We start from the raw sequence: 19193 nt of genomic DNA, 5'->3' as shown, positions 1-19193 counted from the left end.
ATGCCAAATTTTTTGATTTAAAATTGTACAGTACTGGATAGTCCTAATTTTCAAACCCAAGTATATACGATGGAGGGTCATCAAATGAAAAAGAAAGAATCTGAAGAACTGATAGATAAACTGATTGCTGGCAAAATCAGAAAAGATGAGTTTCAGAGGATTCTGGATAGCATAGAGGATCCGGAGGAGGCTATATTCATAGAAAACAGTCTGAAAAGAAGATTCCTTGCACACATTAATACCGAGGTAAAGGAAAGAAAACCTAAGAGTAAAAAAGGGGAACAAGAATAGGGTACTCCTTTAATGGAGTAAAAAAATAGAAGGAACATTTACTTTGTAACCATTTAAATCAAAAAATTGAAGGAAAAATAAAATTAAAGAATTCATCAAAATTACCTATCTGATACTCAAGAATGTAAACGCGATTAATTAACTCAAAACTGAACGAAAATGAATGGAAAATGTACTAAAGGAAAAATCAGTTGGGTGATCCCCCTGGTTTCTCTTTGTTGTTTTAGTCTGATGGCCTTGGCTACCCCTTCCATAGCAGTAGGGGTTGCTGGCGAGGAAGTAGCTTCTTCCCTGGATGAAAAGATGGCCGCAATCACTGTAAGAGGGAAAGTCACCTCTGCTTCTGACAATGTAGGGTTACCCGGTGTAACCATAGTAGAAAGAGGTACCAACAATGGAACTGTAACCGATATCGATGGGGATTATTCGCTAGATGTGGCAGATGAAAATTCCGTGTTGGTGTTTTCTTTTGTGGGTTTTGACAATCAAGAGGTTCGTGTAGGAAACCAAAGTACCATTGATGTGGAGCTTCAAGAAAGTTTGGACACTATGTCTGAGGTAGTAGTTACTGCCTTGGGTATACAAAGGGAGAAGCGTTCATTGGGATATTCCGTAGGCGAAGTTGGAGGGGATGATATCAGGAACGTTACCCAAGAAAATGCTGTAAATGCCTTAGCAGGGAGAGTGGCAGGTGTTACAATCAACCAAATGAGCGGACCGGGTTCTTCAACCTCAGTAGTCATCAGAGGAGCTACATCATTAAGTAGTGATAACCAACCGCTGTTTGTCATTGATGGTGTGCCAGTCTCCAATACTTTAAACAACATCAGCCGTATGGGTGATAGGAATGAGGTAGATTACGGTAATCCCATCTCTGACCTGAATCCTGATGATATAGAAGAGATGACGGTTTTGAAAGGGCCAAGTGCTGCGGCGCTTTATGGTGCTCGGGCCGGTAATGGTGTGATTTTGGTGACTACCAAAAGTGGGAGAAAGGGTGAAGCTATGACCGTGAATTTTTCTTCCAGTAATGTATTTGAAATGCCTGTTCGCTATCTGGATTTCCATTATAGATATGGGGTAGGTAATCGTGTAGCACAGTTGGATGAGCTGTCTTCTTACTGGTCTGGCCCAGAATTGGACGTAGGGAATATGGCTCCCCAGTTCATGAGTCCATTAGATGAAAATGGAAATCGTATCCCCATTGAATTGAGGTCCTATCCGGATAATATGAGAAACTTTTTGGAGACTTCAGTTACTTCCACCAATAGTTTATCAATATCGGGAAGTAGCGATAAGTCTACATACAGGCTGTCCTATACCAATATGGCGCACAATGGCCTGATCCCCAATTCCGATTTGTTCAGAAATAACCTTGGTTTCTCAACAACATATGAGCTTAGCCCAAAACTAAGTGTAAGTGCGGATATCAACTTATCTAGGAGTAACTCCAATGACAGGCCTTCTACAGGAAACAGAGGTGCTAACCCTGCAGAAGATGTATATAATTGGTCACATGTAGATATTAGGGATTTGCAAAACTATTGGGAACCCGGACAGGAAGAAATTCAACAACGCAGTCCTTCTCCAAATCATGACAATCCCTATTTCATTGCGTATGGCATCAACAATTCCTTCGTGAGGGACAGGGCTTTTGGAAATATTAAACTGGACTACAAGTGGGCAGACAATATCAATTCCCATTTGAGGTTAACCCATGATCATTATACTGAGCACAGAGAGACCAGAATACCTTGGTCTTATACCAGGGAAAGACAAGGTGCTTACCACCTTCAAGATATTGCCAGATCGGAGTCCAATATTGAATTTCTCACCACCTATAATAAAAACGTCAATGATTTCAGTCTTTCGTTGTCCGGAGGTGGAAACATCATGATGCAGAATTTTAGGGACAACTATATGGGTAGTGCACCCGGGGTTGGATTGATTGTTCCGGGTCTCTATAATATCAGCAATATCCCAAACCAAGGCTTGAACTATTCTAATTTCCGATCTCGAAAAGCCATTTATAGTGTGTTTGGATTGGCCTCGATGGGATACAAGGATCAGATTTATTTAGATTTAACCGCCAGGAACGATTGGTCTTCCACATTGCCTGCCGATAACCGGTCTTATTTCTACCCCTCTGCAAGTTTGAGTTGGATGGCCAATTATACCTTTAACCTTCCTCAGGAAGTTTCCATGTTAAAGGTTAGGGCAGGCGTTGCACAGGTAGGTAACGACACCAATCCTTACGCATTGGAGCCCGTATTGGGCACCCAAAACTGGGGAGGTTTGATTTCCACAACTTTTCCCGGCACTCTCTTGAACCCAAACCTGATGCCTGAAATCAATACCTCTCAGGAATATGGTCTGGATTTAAACTTGTTCGACAACAGGATTCGGTTTGAAGGTACTTATTTCTACCAAAGAAACCGGAACCAGATCCTAAGTATTCCTACTCCTGCATCCTCAGGGTTTACTCAAAAGCAGATTAATGCAGGAATGATTTCCAGCCGTGGATGGGAAGTGATGATTGGAGGTACTCCAATTCAGAGAGCCGATGGCCTTTCCTTGGATATTAATGTGAATTTCACAAGGATGAGAACAAGGCTAGAAAGCCTTACCGAAGGAATGGATTTCATCACTTTGTGGGATGATAATAATGGTGGTGCACAAACCTTCGTTGGGGATGATATTGGAACGCTGTATAGTAGGGGTTTCGCCTATGTAGAGGATCCTAATTCTGAATATTACAGATGGCCTATTTTGAATGAAATCGGAAAGTGGATTCCAAGAAATGATAGGGAAGACAGGGTGCCTGTTGGGAACTTTAACCCTGATTTTATCATGGGTGGTCAGTTTAACTTAAGGTACAAGCAATGGTCTGTAAATGCCAGCTTTGATTGGAGAATGGGAGGCAACTTCCAGTCCTACACATACAGATATGGGGAGTCAAACTGGAAGTCCCAAAGGCAAATTGATAACCTGACCCCTGGAGGCTTATACGGAGAGCAGGAGTTGATAGACCTATTGAAGTCTGATCCTGAGCGGTACATCATCCCACAAAACGGTAATTTCCCAAGAGTGGGTGGATATACCCCTGAAACTGGAGGATTGCCAACTAACACCACTGATGCTCCTGGTAATGATGGGGTGTTTATTCCCGGTGTAATTGAAGTTTCTCCAGGTGAATATGTGGAACACCTAGGAGGTGAGGGAACAGTGATTTACCCTGCTTCTCGCCAATTTGCATGGAGTCATTCTCAGCAAATCACCTTTGACGCTTCGTTTCTTAAAATGAGGGAACTTGCAATAGGATACGACCTGCCTTCCATCAAAGGGATAAGAAATGCTCACGTAGCAGTGTTTACACGAAATGTCATTATCTGGACTGCGGCAAATATAGGCATAGACCCTGAGCGTGCTTTCCAGATTACTGCAAGTAGACAAGGTGATTCTGCAAACCTTTTCCGGCAAGGAATAGAGCTGCAAAACGTGATGCCTTGGACCATGCCAGTTGGGTTTAAATTGAATTTGACGTTCTAACAGGTGTTTGTAAACAAAATTTAAGCACAAAAGCGATGAAGATATTTAATTTAAGAAAAGTAATGGGAGTGTTTTTTGCCTTGAGTTTGACTTTGGCATGCGACTCCTTAGACGAGATCAACGAGAACCCTAACGGAGTCTCTCCCTCTGAAGCAAATCCAAATCTCTTGATGCCTTCTGTGATGCGTCCGGCAGCAACAAGTACCTTGGATCTTGGGATTGGGGATATAGCAGGAACTGTGCAGCATACTCAAAAGGACGGGTGGTTTACCGGCCACAACCAATTTGAGTGGGGATTGAGGGACTGGACCGGATGGTACAATATGTTGAGGACAAATAATTTCTTACAAAGGAGGTCTGAGGAATTAGGTATGGAGTTTCATAGAGGTGTAAGCCTTACCATGAAGTCATACATATTTGGAATGATTACAGACTTATGGGGAGATGCGCCTTACAATACAGCACTAAGGGGCGATCAAGATGGATTGGAGAACGAGTTCCCAGCTTATGATAATCAAGAGGACATTTACCCAGGTATTATTCAGGACCTCCAAAGTGCCGCTCAGATATTTGCGACAGGAAACAGTGAAGGCGTCATTCCTGAATATGACCTTTATTTTGGAGGGAATGCTACCATGTGGCATAAATTTACCAATTCCTTGATCCTGAGGTTTGCCATGAGGGTCTCTGAAAAATTGCCTGATTTGGCTCAGCAAAGTATAGAGCAGGTTTATAATTCCGGAGTTTATCTCACTGGGGCAGATGAGGACGTGAGTATTGATTTTATCGGTGCTGCTTCTGGTGATTCATGGCCAACAGCAACTGATTTTGATGCTGGTTCTCAATTCAGAAGATTTAAACCCTGCAATACTTTATTGGATAGACTAGTGGATTATGAGGATCCCAGGTTAGGAGTTTGGGTAAGGCCGGTACATTGTCAATGGGTGGAAGATTTAAGTTTGGACGTTGCCTATGATCCCTACATTAGAGAAAATGGGGAGATTTTGGAAGGCAGAGTTTCCTTTTTGGATGTAGAATATGTGGAAAGGATCGCAGCAGGTAATAAATATACCCGCCATTACAACCCGGAAATCCTGGGTAGAGAGCTTGATACCAGGGAATATGTTGGATTGCCACAGATGGCACAGGGTCCTAGTGACCACAACCTGAATCCCACAGGAGGTCAGCAGCTTGAAAACCAACATGTTTCTCAACTCGCTGATGTTTATAGAGAAAGAACTGGAGGGATTTTACAGGCAAGGGTGATCTCTGCTTCTGAAGTACACTTTATTCTTGCGGAGGCCTCCCAAAGAGGATGGTCAACGGGTGATGCAGAAGCTAATTACAACAATGCGATTAGGTATTCCTTGGAAACTTGGGGAGTGGATGATGATTTTGAGGCTTATATCGAAAGACCTGAGGTTGCTTATGATGGATCACTCCAAAGAATCATCGAACAAAAGTGGATAGCCAGTTGGACTACTGCCACAGAGTCTTGGTTTGATTGGAGAAGAACGGGATATCCAGAGCTTGAAATTGGAGAAGCTGCTCCTGAACCTCAAATCGCGGTCAGGTTTACTTATGGAAACAATGAAATCAACTTCAATGCACAACAAGTTGGAAGAGCAGTGGATAGGCTAGAGGTAAGCGTTGGGGAATCTAGAGGAAGGAACAACCAATGGGCAAAACCGTGGTTGCTTCAGGGGACAGGTAAACCCTGGTAAGTTAAATTTTGTTGCACATTTTTTTTTCAATGCCTCTGAATAATCTAAAAATTATAGTTTATTCAGGGGCATTTTTTTTTAAATTCAAACCTTATTGGGATAAATAATAATAAATAAACGATTTTTTATATAATTTATCTAATTTGACAATTTTTGTTTTTAATCTAACTTACAAGTATCAATTATATAAAATATTTGTATAGTTTAATTTTTGATTCAAATCACGATATTGAATTAATTCCATTAAAATTTTTCGAATTTTTAGTTTGATTTAATTATGATATTAATTCATTTTAACCAATTAAAATCCTGTATATACATAAAATACAGTATAAAAAAATTAAATATATTTTTATTCAAAATAATAGCCTGTTTTAAATATCCGCTAGTAATAGGGTGTGGAGGTTTTCAAAATGGAAAAGAAAAAATCAGATGATTTGATCCGAAAGCTGGTGGAAAACCGCTTGACAAGGAGGGAATTTGAGGAGATTATCTCAGGGATAATGCATGGGGAAATCGCCCCCTTTCTCGAATCCAGCCTCAGGGATCATTTCGATGAGGCACTTTACCGCTATAATATGGAAACCAAAAAAAATACAGATCCTGAAAAAGAATTTCGAAAATAAGATCAGAATGAAGATGGCAATTGATGTGGATTGTCGCGGCACATACCGGTTTGGAATTGAAAATCCAATAGTTGAAAGAACCTAGAATTAAACTCCAATTTTAATTATTGACCATGAAAAAAATGCTTACAAATCATGCACTGAAGTGGGTTTTTCCGCTTCTAGTCCTTTTGGGGGTATCCCCGAATCCTGGCTTGGCCGAGGGAAGCCATTTAGCAATTCCTGGTAGTTCCTCCATCAGCGAGGGAAAAACAAATAAGGGGGAGGTGGATAAGCCTCAAAAATCCCTTGCGATTTCCGTCACGGGGAGGGTTACCTCTCAGTCAGATAACGATGGTTTACCCGGTGTAACCGTGGTAGAAAGGGGTACTACCAATGGAACCGTTACCGATATTGACGGTGCGTACGCCATTGAGGTGGAAGGGGAAAATTCAGTACTTGTTTTTTCCTATGTAGGTTTCGAAACTCTGGAGGTCAGGGTAGGCAACCAAACCAACCTTTTCGTGGCGTTAAAGGAGAGCATCGATACCATGTCAGAGGTGGTAGTTACCGCCTTGGGCATCGAAAGGGAAAAGAGAGCCCTTGGTTATGCGGTTGGTGAAGTAAGGGGTGAAGAGTTAAGCATTGTGGGGCAGGAAAACCTCGTTGCCGGACTTGCCGGGAGGGTTCCCGGTGTGACGGTAAACCAGTTTAGTGGCCCAGGGTCCTCGGTGAGTGTAAATATTAGGGGCATCACCTCCCTCACTACGGACAATCAACCTTTGTTTGTGGTAGATGGGGTACCAATGAATAACTCCCTGAATAATATTGCCAGCCGGGGGGACAGGAATGAAGTTGACTACGGTAATGCCATCTCCGATATTAATCCGGATGATATAGAAAGTATCTCTGTTCTAAAGGGCCCCAGTGCAGCTGCCTTGTATGGTTCCCGGGCAGGAAACGGTGTGATTTTAATCACAACCAAAAAAGGCAAGGCAGGAGAGAGAATGAGCGTGAACTTCTCGACAAATACGGTGTTTGAGCGACCTATTAGGTATCTAGACTTCCACTATAAATATGCTTCTGGAAACAGGACCACTTTATTGGACGAACGATCTGAATATTGGTCTGGATTTCCTCTTGATCAGGGTTTTACCGCACCCCAATGGAACAGTCCCATCGATGAGAATGGCAATAGGATCCCTACCGAATTAAGGTCTTACCCTGACAATATGAGGAACTTTTTGCAGACAGGAATTACCTCTACAAATACCCTTTCCCTGACCGGTTCCAGCGAAAGGGCCAACTACCGGTTTTCTGTTACCAATATGGCGCATCAAGGTATGATTCCAAATTCGGACTTGCACAGGAGCAATGTTTCCGCCAATACGGACTACAAACTAAATGACCGGCTTACGGTTAGCACCAGTATAAACTATGTAAGGTCCAATTCAAATGACAGGCCTTCGACAGGGAACAGGGGTGCAAATGCAGTGGAATCTGTTTATGTATGGCCACATGTGGATATTCGAGACCTCAAGGATTATTGGGTACCAGGACAGGAGCAGATTGAACAAAGGACGGTGGCAGACAATAATGACAACCCTTACTTTATAGCATATGGCATAACCAATGCATTTGATAGGGACAGAGTGTTCGGAAACATTAAGCTAGACTATAAGCTCAACGAGAACTTTTCGGCCTTTGCGCGGATCATGAATGATTTTTATGTGGAAAACCGGGAATCCAAAATACCCTGGTCTTACACCCGGGAACGAAGAGGAGGGTATTATTTGGAAGACTTGAGCCGAAATGAGACCAATGTGGATTTCCTGCTTACCTATAGCAAGAAATTCAATAATGATTTTAACATGAATATTTCAGGTGGAGGAAATTACATGGCACAAAACTTCAGAAGCTCCTATATAGGTACCGCCCGCAATGCAGGTCTTGAGGTTCCAGGACTTTATAGGGTCACTAATATTCCGGTGGCAGGTAGAGAGGTAAATAACCATGAAATGCAAAGGGCCATTTACAGTGTGTATGGCATGGCTTCTCTGGGTTTCAAAGATCAGCTTTATTTGGATTTGACCGCAAGGAATGACTGGTCCAGCACACTACCCAGGGAAAACATGTCCTTTTTCTATCCCTCCGCATCCTTAAGCTGGTTAGCGAACTATACCTTTAACCTTCCCCAAAACATTTCCCTTTTGAAACTTAGAGGTGGTATTGCGCAGGTGGGTCTGGAAGCAAACCCCTATCAGCTGGAGCAGGTTTTGGGTTTTGGCAACTGGGGTCAAACGCTTACCGCAAATTTACCCGGCACTCTTTTAAACCCTACTTTAAAGCCTGAGATTTCTACTTCCACGGAGTTTGGTTTGGATTTGAACTTTTTTGATAACCGATTGAGGTTTGAAGGAACCTATTTCAAGATGGAAAATGAAAACCAGATCCTCAGACTAAACACTCCAGCATCATCAGGCTTCACCGCAAGGGACATCAATGCAGGGTTGCTTTCCAGTCAAGGATGGGAGCTGTTGTTGGGAGGTACACCCATCAGTAACCGAAAAGGTTGGAACTTGGACTTAAATGTGAACTTCACTCGATTTAGAACCAGGGTGGAAGAGCTCGCAGATGGTATAGACTTCATTACATTATGGGATGACAACAATGGTGGTGCACAGACTTTTGTGGGGGACCAAATTGGGGACCTTTATAGCAGGGGATATGCTTATGTGGATGACCCCAACTCTCCCTATTACCGATGGCCCATCCTAACACCCCCTGTTTACAATGAACAAGGAGATATTATTGGAGGTGGTGCATGGATAAACCGAAATGATAGGGAAGACCGTATGAAGGTAGGTAACTTCAATCCCGACTTTATGATGGGTTTACAAGGCACCTTAAGGTATAAGCGTTGGACTATGGGTGCGAGCTTTGACTTGCGTATGGGAGGGGATTTCATGTCCTTCACGTATAGATACGGTGGTTCTAACTGGAAGGATGCAAGGCAAATGCGTATGCTTACCCCATCTATGGCGGACTCTGAGGCTATGGCTGCATTGCTTAGGTCTGATCCTGAAAGGTATATTATTCCACAAAACGGACATTTCCCAAGAGTGGGGGGATATACCCAGGATACAGGTGGAATCTTGAACAATAACTTTGGGTCACCTGTAGATGCCTATGATGGTGGTTTCAGACCTGGGGTGTACATAGGAGAAGATGGGGAGTATGTGGAACATTTGGGAGGTGACGGTACCGTTATTTACCCCATGTCCCGACTTTTTGCCTGGAGTTATAATCAAATGGTGACTTTTGATGCTTCCTTTTTAAAATTAAGAGAACTGTCCCTTGGATATGATATTCCCAATTTTGGGAACTTCCGAAATGCGAATTTCTCCGTGTTTACTAGAAACGTCATTTTATGGACTGCCGCTGGAATTGGAATTGACCCTGAAAGGGCCTTTCAATCTCAGGGAGGAAGGCAGGGTGATACTGTAAATACCTTTAGACAAGGACTGGAACTACAAAACGTGATGCCTTGGACCATGCCTTTGGGATTCAAATTAAATTTAACATTCTAAGTTAATATTACGGATATGAAGACACTTAAATTCATATATTCATTCATGCTCGTGGCTGGCTTGCTATCCATAGGTGCATGTGTGGACCAGTTGGAGGAAATGAACCAAAACCCCAATGGGATTGACCCCTCGGCTGCTAATCCAAATTTGTTAATGCCCCATGTATTGTCAGGGGTCGGTACTTCTTACAATAACTTGGGTTTTGGGGATATTGGTGGCACCATTCAGCACACCCAAAAAGATGGCTGGTGGGGTGGTCATAATGTTTATGATTGGGGACCCAGAGATTGGACAGGTTGGTATGGAATGCTCAGAACCAATGACCTAATGCTTAGGAGGTCAGAAGAACTGGATTTTCAGTTTCACCGAGGTATTGCCTTGACCATGCGGGCATTTATTTTTGCCAACATCACAGACATATGGGGAGACGCTCCCTATACGGAAGCTTTGAGAGGTAATACTGATGTACTTTTCCCTCAATTTGACAGTCAGGAAGTCATTTATCAGGGAATACTTGAAGATTTGGGATTGGCTGTAGAAATCTTTGCTAGTGGGAACACTACGGGAATGAACAACTCAAACGATCTGTATTATAATGGCAATATAGACCATTGGCGGAGGTTTGCTAATTCTCTTAGGTTGCGCTACTATATGCGGCTTTCGGAAAAATTGCCACAAGTGGCCAGAGCCGGAGTAGAAAGCATCTACCAGTCGGGTATTTACCTGCAAGGACACACCCAAGACGCAACTATGCCATATCTTGGTAATGTGACTTCTGATTCCTGGCCCAATAACGTGCCTCAATCAGGAAGTGCTGGCTCTGAATTCAGGAGGCAAAAGCCATGTTCTACACTTACGAATCTTATGCTTGGTTCCGATGACCCCAGGACAATGGTGTGGTTTAGGCCCGTACACTGCCAATGGGTAGAGGACACCGATCTCGATGTGGCAATTGAACCCTTTATCCGTAGAAATGGGGAATTGTTAGATGGAGTTAGGTCCTATTTGGATGCCCAATATGTAGAATTAATTGCGGCTGGAAATAAATTCACAAGACGCTTTAATCCAGTTTTGAAAGCTGCCGACCCTGCTCTTAGGGACATCCCAATTGATACCCGCGAAATTGTCGGGGTTCCTCCTGGGGTTTCCACTCCCGATGGATACAATTTTAACCCCACTGTAGGGCAAACGATAGAAAATCAGCATGTTTCTCAGTTGGCGGATATGTACAGAGACCCAAGTGGGCCTATGCTGAGCGCCAGGATAATTTCCGCAGCTGAGGTTCATTTTATATTCGCTGAAGCAGCAGCACGTGGCTGGAGCACTGGGAATGCAGAAGAACACTATCATGCAGGTATACAGCAGTCCCTGAACACCTGGGGTGTGGGGAATCAATTTAGCCAGTTTGTGGCCCAAGAAGGAGTAGCTTTTAACAGTACCGATCCATTGCCGCAAATTGCGGAACAAAAATGGGTGGCCAGTTGGACCTGTCCAGAAGGGTGGTTTGACTGGAGAAGAACGGGCATGCCGACAATGTCTGCCGGCCCAGCAGCCTTGGAACCTGTTGTTGCTGTTCGTTTTCCCTATGGTGACAATGAGATCAACTTTAATGCACAGAATTTATCAGGTGCCATAAGTAGGCTGGAGACAAGCAACTTTGGGGCTATTATTGGGCCAAACAATCAATGGGCCAAACCATGGATCCTGCAAGGGACCGGGAAACCCTGGTAAATTTTAGTAATAAATGGTAATGAAAACCCAGCCGCTTCGGCTGGGTTTTTTATTGGTTTCTAGGGAGTAGAGCATTTATTCCTCGGTCTCCAATTCAACATGCGTTTTTATTCTAAAAGCTTCTTTTTTATTTCTATAAAATCAGGATGGCCATAACCTTTTCTTTTAAGTAGTATATGTAGGGCATCAATCCTAATGCGATTGCCTTTTTTCTAGAAAATCTCTATGAAATCGAGCCTGTCCTGACGGCAGTCAGGGCATGACGCAAGCGACAAACGGAGGGATGATTATCGTTGCGAGATTCCCCCGAAACAAGTTCCCCGAAGCAAGTTCGGGGCAAGCAGGGGCAGGCTATATGACCGCTAAAAAGAAATTATAAACATATGAAAATCAAAATTAAAGTAATCGTTCATCTATTTTTTCTCACCGTAGGGGCATTGGGGATATTCTTGGTATCCCATGCGCAATCAGAAAATAAAGTCAGTGTAAATGATCTGAATAGAACATATTTGCCAAGTAAAGTTCCGGATAGGGTAATTCTTAACCTCAGTGATGAACCTTTGAAGTCCGTTGCGGTAAATTGGCGGACTTCTGTACAGGAAAAAAATGGGGAGGTACAGTGGGCGGAGGCCACTGTAGGAACCGGTTTTCTGGATCAGGTGAAGACCAAAAAGGCAAATAGTGAGTTTCTTTCAGTGAGACATGATGAAAACCCCACAATTGAATCCTATTACCATGCAGCTACCATAAGTGACCTGGAACCGGGGAAATCCTATGTATATAGAGTAGGTTATGGGGAGTTCTGGAGTGAATGGTTTCAATTTGATATGCCTGACCCCTCGGAAAGGGGGCTTACGTTTTTCTATTTTGGAGATGCCCAAAATGGGGTCAGGGACCATTGGTCTAGACTCCTTCGACAAGCTTATCTCAGGCACCCCCAAATAGATTTCTCTCTTCATGCTGGGGATTTGATCAACCGGTACAACAATGACTTTGAATGGGGGGAATGGTTTGGAGCTGGAGGATTTATCCATGCAACAGTGCCTAGTATGATGACTCCGGGCAACCATGAATACGGAAAAGATGAGCAATTATCCCCACAATGGAGACCCCAGTTTAATTTGCCGCTGAATGGCCCTGCTGGGACGGAGGAAACTTGCTATCAGGTGAATTTCCCTCATGTGAAAATGATCTCCCTGAACGCTGAGGAAATCGAAGAAAGCCCTTACCTCAAACAAAAACAAGTAGAATGGTTGGATTCTATTCTAACCCATGATTCTAGGGAATGGACGGTAATCACTATCCATCACCCCTTCTATTCGACAAAGGATAACAGAGACAATAAGGATTTAAGAAAGCATTTTAAACCCCTGATGGACAAACATCAAGTGGACCTAGTGCTTCAGGGGCACGACCATGGATATGGAAGAGGTATGGTAGGCGCCTCCGAAAATGGAGATATTACTGAAGTCCAAGCAGGTGAAGAGGGAACCATGTATGTAGTAAGCATGGCCGGGATCAAAATGTATGAAGTCTTGGATTTGCCCTGGATGCAAAGGAGAGCTTCCCTAACCCAAATGTATCAACTGATACATGTGTCGCTGGAAGGGGTGCTTAGCTTTGAAGCATATACCGCCGATGGAAATCTTTATGATGCCTTTGAGTTGCATAAAGGCCCGGATGGTAAAAACAAGCGGATAGATAAGATCCCTGATATCCCCGAGTACTTGGAAAGCAGAAAGTAAGTAGGGTTACTTTCTGCTTTTTTGGGTTTCAAAATTCGAACCTTCTATTCATCCCGGGCATTTCCCCATGGGTGTTGATTGCGATTATGCTGAGCAAAAGGAGGAATACCATCACAGCCAATAAGGCATAACTCCATTTAACTGGGGCTATGGGTCTTATGGTTTCCTTAATTTTTACCTGTGGAATTAGCCAAATGATAAGTCCAAAATTCAGTATATAGAGGAATTGCTCTATGCGGTAGAAACTCAGAATGGAACCTGTAATCAAAAAGGTGAAAAAGAGATAAATTCCGAAAACGCCCAAGAATAGACCCTTAACCTGTGCTTTTTTGATTTTATTGCTAAATCCTAACCTTACCCTATAAAAGGTTCTGATCCATAAAATAGCTGGAATAATAAAGGCAGCAAAGGCTAACCACTGAAAGATCCTAATTAAGGTGGAAGTCTCACCTTCCACCAGTCTTTCCAAGGTGGGCTGAAGGTCTTTCATAACAAAGGACTGTTGCCATACAAAGAAAGGAATCATTAAAACCAAACCAACCAAGGGAACCATAAGGTTACTGTTGAAAAATTTGGTCTTTTCTACCACTGGCCAATCGGAGGTAAAGACTGCGTATGCCATTCCAGCACCCCCAAAAAATCCCAGCGAATATTCCATTACGTTCCACATATTGAAATTCAGCTGGGCCACATTGCCTAAAACCTGCAGAAAATTGCCGAAAGCAAAGCCAAAACCTCCTCCAAAGGCAGCAAAGACGGCTACCCTAAGGGCAGAATGTTGTTTAGTTCTTACCATGTAATAGAACAATGCTATGGCCATGCCCGCACTGACTCCCCAAGCTTCAGATCGAGGAGGGGTCATATATATACCTAATTGTTCTATGATAAAATAATAGAAAATGATGGCTCCCACTGTCATTTCTGTTATTACCTGATGCCATTTCACCTTCTTTTTTTGGTGATCGGCCAGTGCCAGTCCAAACAGGCCCCCGCCTACAAAACCATACAACCCTCCAATTACCAAAAGCATCAGCAAACCATAATACACATTAACTAGATCTACACCTCTGCCGTAACCCACCACAGCTCCATAGCTCATCATCCCACCAAGCCCCCATCCCACTGCACCTGCAAAAGCTGCTTTTATGGCTTTATTGTACCAATCTTGTTTTTTGGCGAGCAATACAATGCAAAGGCAACCTATTCCCCCTGCCCAAGCTGCACCTTGTTCATGACCAAATTGTCCCCGTATTGCCCAGGCGGTACCAAGCGCCATCCCGGCTATTACCATGGCTAACCAGGTGGATGAATGTATATGTTTCATCTGTTTATAATTGTTTTTCAGTGGTCAGATGGAATGCCCAGGTTAATCATCCCCCTGTGTGAGAACACTTTCTCATGGGCATTTCATATGATTATAATTTGTTTTTTAAAGGCCATATAGCCTGCCCCTGCCTGCCCCGAACTCGATTCGGGGAACTTGTTTCGGGGGAATCTCGCATCTCCCCGATAGCCATCGGGGCATCCCAGTGTGTGACGTGCTCGTCATGCCTGCCTGTAGACGTGCTCGATTTCATGGATTATCAAGTTTTACCAATAATACCTAAGGAATATGGATTTAGGCTATTGAAGGAGATGCCATACTTCTGATTAGATGTCTAATGAAATTCTAATGTTTTTTTTAAGTGTTTCCATCAAACCCCTGCATGGTCTTTGCTTAAATTTGTATCGAAATTCAAAAAAAATGGAAAAACCCCCATCAGGAATACGAAAACAATGATTTTCCTTAGCCTCCTTTAGGTGGTAAGGGGTAAATTAAACGATGTGCCATCTAACTATTAAGGAGGAAAGATGACCTTGACCACTTTTATACTACGGCTGGGACTTACCATGTTCCTAGGTGCAGCAATAGGGCTTGAGGGCCAATGGAGACAAAAAAGTGCAGGTTTGCGTACCAATACCTTGGTAGCCACTGGTGCTGCTGCATCTATTCTTTTGTTGGTTTCCCTTACGGGGGACACAGGTGACCCATCCCGGGTTGCAGGGCAGATTGTGACTGGCATTGGATTTTTAGGTGCTGGGGTAATCATGAAAGATGGGTTTAATGTACAGGGTTTAAATACTGCGGCCACCATCTGGTGTTCGGCTGCTGTGGGATCCTTGGCAGGAGTTGGCTTACATGCTGAATCCTTGATCACGGCTGCAGCTATCATGTTTGCCCATATTGTGCTACGACCCTTGGGGATTAAGCTCAGTGCTATACCCCAAGATAAGACAGAAGAGGAAGGAACTTACTTTTATTTTATTAAGATAAAATATTTGGACAGAGTGGAAAATCACCTTAGGGTAATGATGTTGGAGATTATCAAGGTTCACAGAAATCTCCAATTAAGGTTCCTGAAAAGCAGCGACAACGGTAATCCTGACCACTCCCTTGTGGAGGCTCAGGTTTTTGCTGTAGGAAAAAGCGATGAGATAATAGAAGGGTTCGCCGGCAAACTCACCCTCGAATACGGGGTTATGGAAGTAAGTTGGGAATTTGAGGCACAAGCAATGGAAGAATGAAACATTTTGACAATACAGATGAAATAATAGATTGGGAAGCACTGGATGACCCCCAAAAACTCAAGGAATTGCTCCCCCTCCTTAAGAAATTGCCACTAGTGGAAGTCTCAGAGGTTTTAGAGAGTAAAGAAGAGGAGATTATTCTATCCGTGCTGGATTACTTTGAGGAGGAGGATCAGGCGAAAATTTTCACTGGGTTCGATATCAAGCGACAGCTTAATTTCTTTCAGAAAATAAGCAAAAGAAGGTTTTCGCCCATCTTTGAAAATATGCCCTCTGAGGACAGGTGTGATCTTTTTCAGCATATGGTTCAGGAGGAGCAGGCAGCAATATTGCCATATCTTACCAAGCCTGTAAGGGAGGACGTGATCCGCCTCAGTGCCTATCCCCCCGAAACAGCCGGTGGGATAATGAGCACTGATTTTGCCACCATTCAGTCTTCCATGACGGTGGAGTCTGCCATGGCCAAGGTGAGAAGGGACTCCCCCTCCAAGAAGATGATCTATTACGTTTACGCGGTGGATTACCAGATGAAGATGGTGGGCTTTGTTTCCTTAAAGGATTTGATAATGGCCAGGCCCACCCAATTAATTAGTGAAATTCTGCATGAGAATTTTGTCTTTGCTAGGGTGATTGACGATAGGGAAGAGGTGGCCAGGAAAATCGAGGACTATGACCTGCTGGCCATACCTGTACTTAACATGAAGGATCAACTGGTGGGTATCGTAACCCATGATGAAGCTATTGATGTGATCCGCGCGGAGCATACGGAAGACATGGAAAAATTCATGGGAATCATGCAGGAAAATGCGGATTTGCCTTATATGGAAACGAGTTCCATGCAACATTTTCGAAAGCGAGTGGTGTGGATCGTTTCTTTGGCTGCGATAGGCATTATTTCAGGCTTGATCATTCACAAATTTGAATCTACCCTGGAAACCTTGATCATTTTAGCACTTTATATGCCCATGGTGGCAGACACAGGGGGGAACTCTGGGTCTCAGGCAGCCACAGTAATTGTGAGAGCCTTGGCATTGGGGCAGATAAAACCTGGGCACTGGCTAAAAATCATTTATAAAGAATTCAGAATTTCTTTTTTGATAGCGATCTGTTTGGGGATATTGGCCTTTGGGAAAGTGCTTTTTCTCAGTTGGGAAACCTCTGTCCCGGATGAATACACGCTGTACCAACTTGCATTTGTAATTGCCGTTGCCTTATCCCTACAAGTGGTAACCGCCACTTGCATCGGAGCAGGCCTGCCACTCTTGGTTAGGCGATTTGGTGGTGACCCTGCCGTGGCAGCTTCTCCTGCCATCACTACTGTGGTGGATATAACCGGTTTGATGATTTATTTCTCTGTGACGGTATATATGCTGGGATTGTAACAATTGAAAGACCAACTATACAACAGCGAGACAGGATGAAAAGGGTTTATTTATCAGTATTGCTATTCGGATCCTGCCATTTTCTCCATTCTCAGGAAACTGGCACCTATCCGTACGAGGAGGGAATTGTAATAAGCAAGGTGACCGCAATGTGTAAAGGCTTTATGTCATGGATACCATTGTTATGCCATTCGAGGTCTAGGAAGAAATGCAGCTTTCTAGAGAAGCTATTTTTAATAAGAAGGAAGCCAGTTCTTCTTTGGGTTTGGGCATGAATTTTTATGTGATAGCCCCTTGATATTGTGGGGAAGTAGGCAACCCAATAGGGATCGATGAGTGAGTGCGAGGAATATTTTGCTCAACCTAATCTAGGAATTGAATTTTAGGAGGTAAAAAAAAGCGAGGATTATTCTTCCTCGCTTTTTACTATGATTTCTATGGTTTCTCCTGAATCGTCCAGGAATTTGTACTCCGTCACTGGTAATGAAGAGTCCTTAATCAGGCTCACCCACTTGAAATAGTTGAAAAACCACTTTACCCTTTTTGAAATGACCCCATGCGTAAAATATGCATAGAGATAAGGGTGCAAAGCAATTCTAATCTTTGATTCGTTTTGGTTTACAGCAATATGGTTTAGGTCTTTTTCCAGTTTATCTGCCACCAAAATGGAGGCTTGGATTTTTCCGGTACCATTGCAGGAAGGACAGGTTTCCTTGGTCACAATATTCATTTCAGGCCGTACTCTCTGCCGGGTGATTTGCATCAAGCCAAACTTTGTCAATGGAAGAACGGTGTTTCTGGATCGATCGTCCCTCATTTCGTCCTTCATTGCCTGATAAACAGCCCTCTTGTTGTCGGCTTTTTTCATGTCGATAAAATCGATCACGATTATGCCTCCCATGTCCCTAAGTCTCAATTGGCGGGCAATTTCTTTGACTGCGACCAAATTGGTTTTCAGTGCCGTGTTTTCCTGATCACTTTCCTGGTTGGACTTATTGCCACTGTTTACATCTACCACATGCAGAGCCTCGGTGTGCTCTATGATAAGATAACCGCCTTGCGGTAGGCTAATAGTCTGTCCAAAAAGACTTTTAATTTGTTTTTCAATACCAAAACTTTCAAAGAGCTTTGCTTTTCCGTTGAAAAGCTTAACAATTTTTTCCTTTTCAGGGGCGATGGATCTTATGTAAGACCGCATCTGATTAAAAATTTCTTCGTCCTCTACCGTGATTGCGTCGAATGATTCGTTGAGCAGGTCCCTGATGATGGAGGAAGCCAAGCTCATTTCTCCTATAACCTTGTCCCTTGTTTTGGCTTTGGCCATCTTTTGCATTCCCTCTTCCCAGCTTTCCGTGAGGTTTCTGAGGTCTTTGTCCAGTTCCGTAACGGACTGTCCTTCCGCTACTGTGCGGATGATTACCCCGAAATTGGCGGGTTTGATGGAATTGATGAGCCTTAGCAACCTTTTTCTTTCCTCCGAACTTCGGATTTTCTTGGATACGCTTACTGCATCTGAAAATGGCACCAATACCAAATAGCGTCCGGCTAAGGAGAGCTCACAGGATAATCGGGGGCCTTTGGTAGAAATGGGTTCTTTTACCACTTGTACCAAAACCTGATGACTTTTTGACAGTACTTGGGAGATTTTTCCAAGCTTGTCTATCTCAGGCAACTTCTCGAAGCCTTTTAGGTTGTATCCGGCGAAATTGTTGTTTCTGATAATTTTAATCAGCTTACTTAAACTCCGGATGTTGGGGCCTAGATCTTGATAGTGAAGGAAGGCATCTTTTTCATACCCTACGTCGATAAAAGCTGCATTCAGCCCGTTGACGATTTTTTTCACTGTCCCTAGATAAATATCCCCTACCTTAAACCTGTTGTCATCTTCTTCTAAATGAAGTTCTACCAGGTTCTTGTTCTTGAGAAGGGCAATCCGACTTCCGTTTTGAGTAGAATCAATTACTAATTCTGTGCTCAATCCGTGTCTCTTTCTGTTAAATTTTTAAAG

At 43.3% G+C, this 19193-nt stretch carries 11 protein-coding genes; 9 read left to right on the top strand and 2 right to left on the bottom strand.

Annotated features, from left to right (window positions below; genetic code table 11):
• Positions 1-84: 84 nt before the first annotated feature.
• The 7 genes from DB520_RS01940 to DB520_RS01910 all read left to right on the top strand — a co-directional run bounded on the left by DB520_RS01940 (position 85) and on the right by DB520_RS01910 (position 13235).
• Positions 85-291, top strand: coding sequence for a hypothetical protein (locus DB520_RS01940; protein ID WP_157971900.1), 207 nt, complete (start codon positions 85-87; stop codon positions 289-291).
• Between the two features lie 159 nt (positions 292-450).
• The gene (locus tag DB520_RS01935; RefSeq protein WP_114747975.1) at positions 451-3840 is read left to right on the top strand and encodes a SusC/RagA family TonB-linked outer membrane protein; all 3390 of its coding nucleotides are present in this window, start codon (positions 451-453) and stop codon (positions 3838-3840) included.
• A gap of 35 nt (positions 3841-3875) precedes the next feature.
• Complete coding sequence (locus DB520_RS01930; protein ID WP_114747974.1) at positions 3876-5564, top strand: SusD/RagB family nutrient-binding outer membrane lipoprotein; 1689 nt, start codon at positions 3876-3878, stop codon at positions 5562-5564.
• A 413-nt stretch (positions 5565-5977) separates the two neighbouring features.
• Positions 5978-6190, top strand: a complete 213-nt coding sequence (locus DB520_RS01925) for a hypothetical protein (RefSeq protein WP_157971899.1) — start codon at positions 5978-5980, stop codon at positions 6188-6190.
• A gap of 122 nt (positions 6191-6312) precedes the next feature.
• Positions 6313-9759, top strand: a complete 3447-nt coding sequence (locus DB520_RS01920) for a SusC/RagA family TonB-linked outer membrane protein (protein WP_232834792.1) — start codon at positions 6313-6315, stop codon at positions 9757-9759.
• A gap of 15 nt (positions 9760-9774) precedes the next feature.
• Complete coding sequence (locus DB520_RS01915) at positions 9775-11490, top strand: SusD/RagB family nutrient-binding outer membrane lipoprotein (protein WP_114747971.1); 1716 nt, start codon at positions 9775-9777, stop codon at positions 11488-11490.
• Between the two features lie 383 nt (positions 11491-11873).
• Complete coding sequence (locus DB520_RS01910; RefSeq protein WP_114747970.1) at positions 11874-13235, top strand: purple acid phosphatase family protein; 1362 nt, start codon at positions 11874-11876, stop codon at positions 13233-13235.
• Between the two features lie 28 nt (positions 13236-13263).
• On the opposite strand, the gene DB520_RS01905 is transcribed toward DB520_RS01910, so the two are convergent.
• Positions 13264-14559, bottom strand: coding sequence for a hypothetical protein (locus DB520_RS01905; protein WP_114747969.1), 1296 nt, complete (start codon positions 14557-14559; stop codon positions 13264-13266).
• A gap of 527 nt (positions 14560-15086) precedes the next feature.
• Between DB520_RS01905 and DB520_RS01900 the strand changes: the two genes are divergently transcribed.
• A complete protein-coding gene (locus DB520_RS01900; protein ID WP_114747968.1) occupies positions 15087-15800 on the top strand; it encodes an MgtC/SapB family protein in 714 nt (237 codons plus the stop codon).
• Positions 15797-17185, top strand: a complete 1389-nt coding sequence (gene mgtE, locus DB520_RS01895) for a magnesium transporter (protein WP_114747967.1) — start codon at positions 15797-15799, stop codon at positions 17183-17185. The genes DB520_RS01900 and mgtE overlap by 4 nt, the downstream gene beginning before the upstream one ends.
• 406 nt (positions 17186-17591) lie before the next feature.
• On the opposite strand, the gene DB520_RS01890 is transcribed toward mgtE, so the two are convergent.
• Positions 17592-19163 (bottom strand): Rne/Rng family ribonuclease, encoded by a 1572-nt coding sequence (locus DB520_RS01890; RefSeq protein WP_114747966.1) that lies wholly within the window; start codon positions 19161-19163, stop codon positions 17592-17594.
• Between the last annotated feature and the right edge of the window lie 30 nt (positions 19164-19193).

It is taken from the genome of Pleomorphovibrio marinus (genome assembly GCF_003347495.1).
Lineage (GTDB): Bacteria > Bacteroidota > Bacteroidia > Cytophagales > Cyclobacteriaceae > Pleomorphovibrio > Pleomorphovibrio marinus.
The sequence above is the reverse complement of the archived record's forward strand: the minus strand, read 5'-3'. Positions and strand labels throughout refer to the sequence as shown.

Excerpts from the sequence above, each read along its gene's own strand:
- DB520_RS01940 (WP_157971900.1), top strand. The coding sequence starts at position 85 with ATGAAAAAGAAAGAATCTGAAGAACTGATAGATAAACTGATTGCTGGC.
- DB520_RS01935 (WP_114747975.1), top strand. The coding sequence starts at position 451 with ATGAATGGAAAATGTACTAAAGGAAAAATCAGTTGGGTGATCCCCCTG.
- DB520_RS01930 (WP_114747974.1), top strand. The coding sequence starts at position 3,876 with ATGAAGATATTTAATTTAAGAAAAGTAATGGGAGTGTTTTTTGCCTTG.
- DB520_RS01925 (WP_157971899.1), top strand. The coding sequence starts at position 5,978 with ATGGAAAAGAAAAAATCAGATGATTTGATCCGAAAGCTGGTGGAAAAC.
- DB520_RS01920 (WP_232834792.1), top strand. The coding sequence starts at position 6,313 with ATGCTTACAAATCATGCACTGAAGTGGGTTTTTCCGCTTCTAGTCCTT.
- DB520_RS01915 (WP_114747971.1), top strand. The coding sequence starts at position 9,775 with ATGAAGACACTTAAATTCATATATTCATTCATGCTCGTGGCTGGCTTG.
- DB520_RS01910 (WP_114747970.1), top strand. The coding sequence starts at position 11,874 with ATGAAAATCAAAATTAAAGTAATCGTTCATCTATTTTTTCTCACCGTA.
- DB520_RS01905 (WP_114747969.1), bottom strand. The coding sequence starts at position 14,559 with ATGAAACATATACATTCATCCACCTGGTTAGCCATGGTAATAGCCGGG.
- DB520_RS01900 (WP_114747968.1), top strand. The coding sequence starts at position 15,087 with ATGACCTTGACCACTTTTATACTACGGCTGGGACTTACCATGTTCCTA.
- mgtE (WP_114747967.1), top strand. The coding sequence starts at position 15,797 with ATGAAACATTTTGACAATACAGATGAAATAATAGATTGGGAAGCACTG.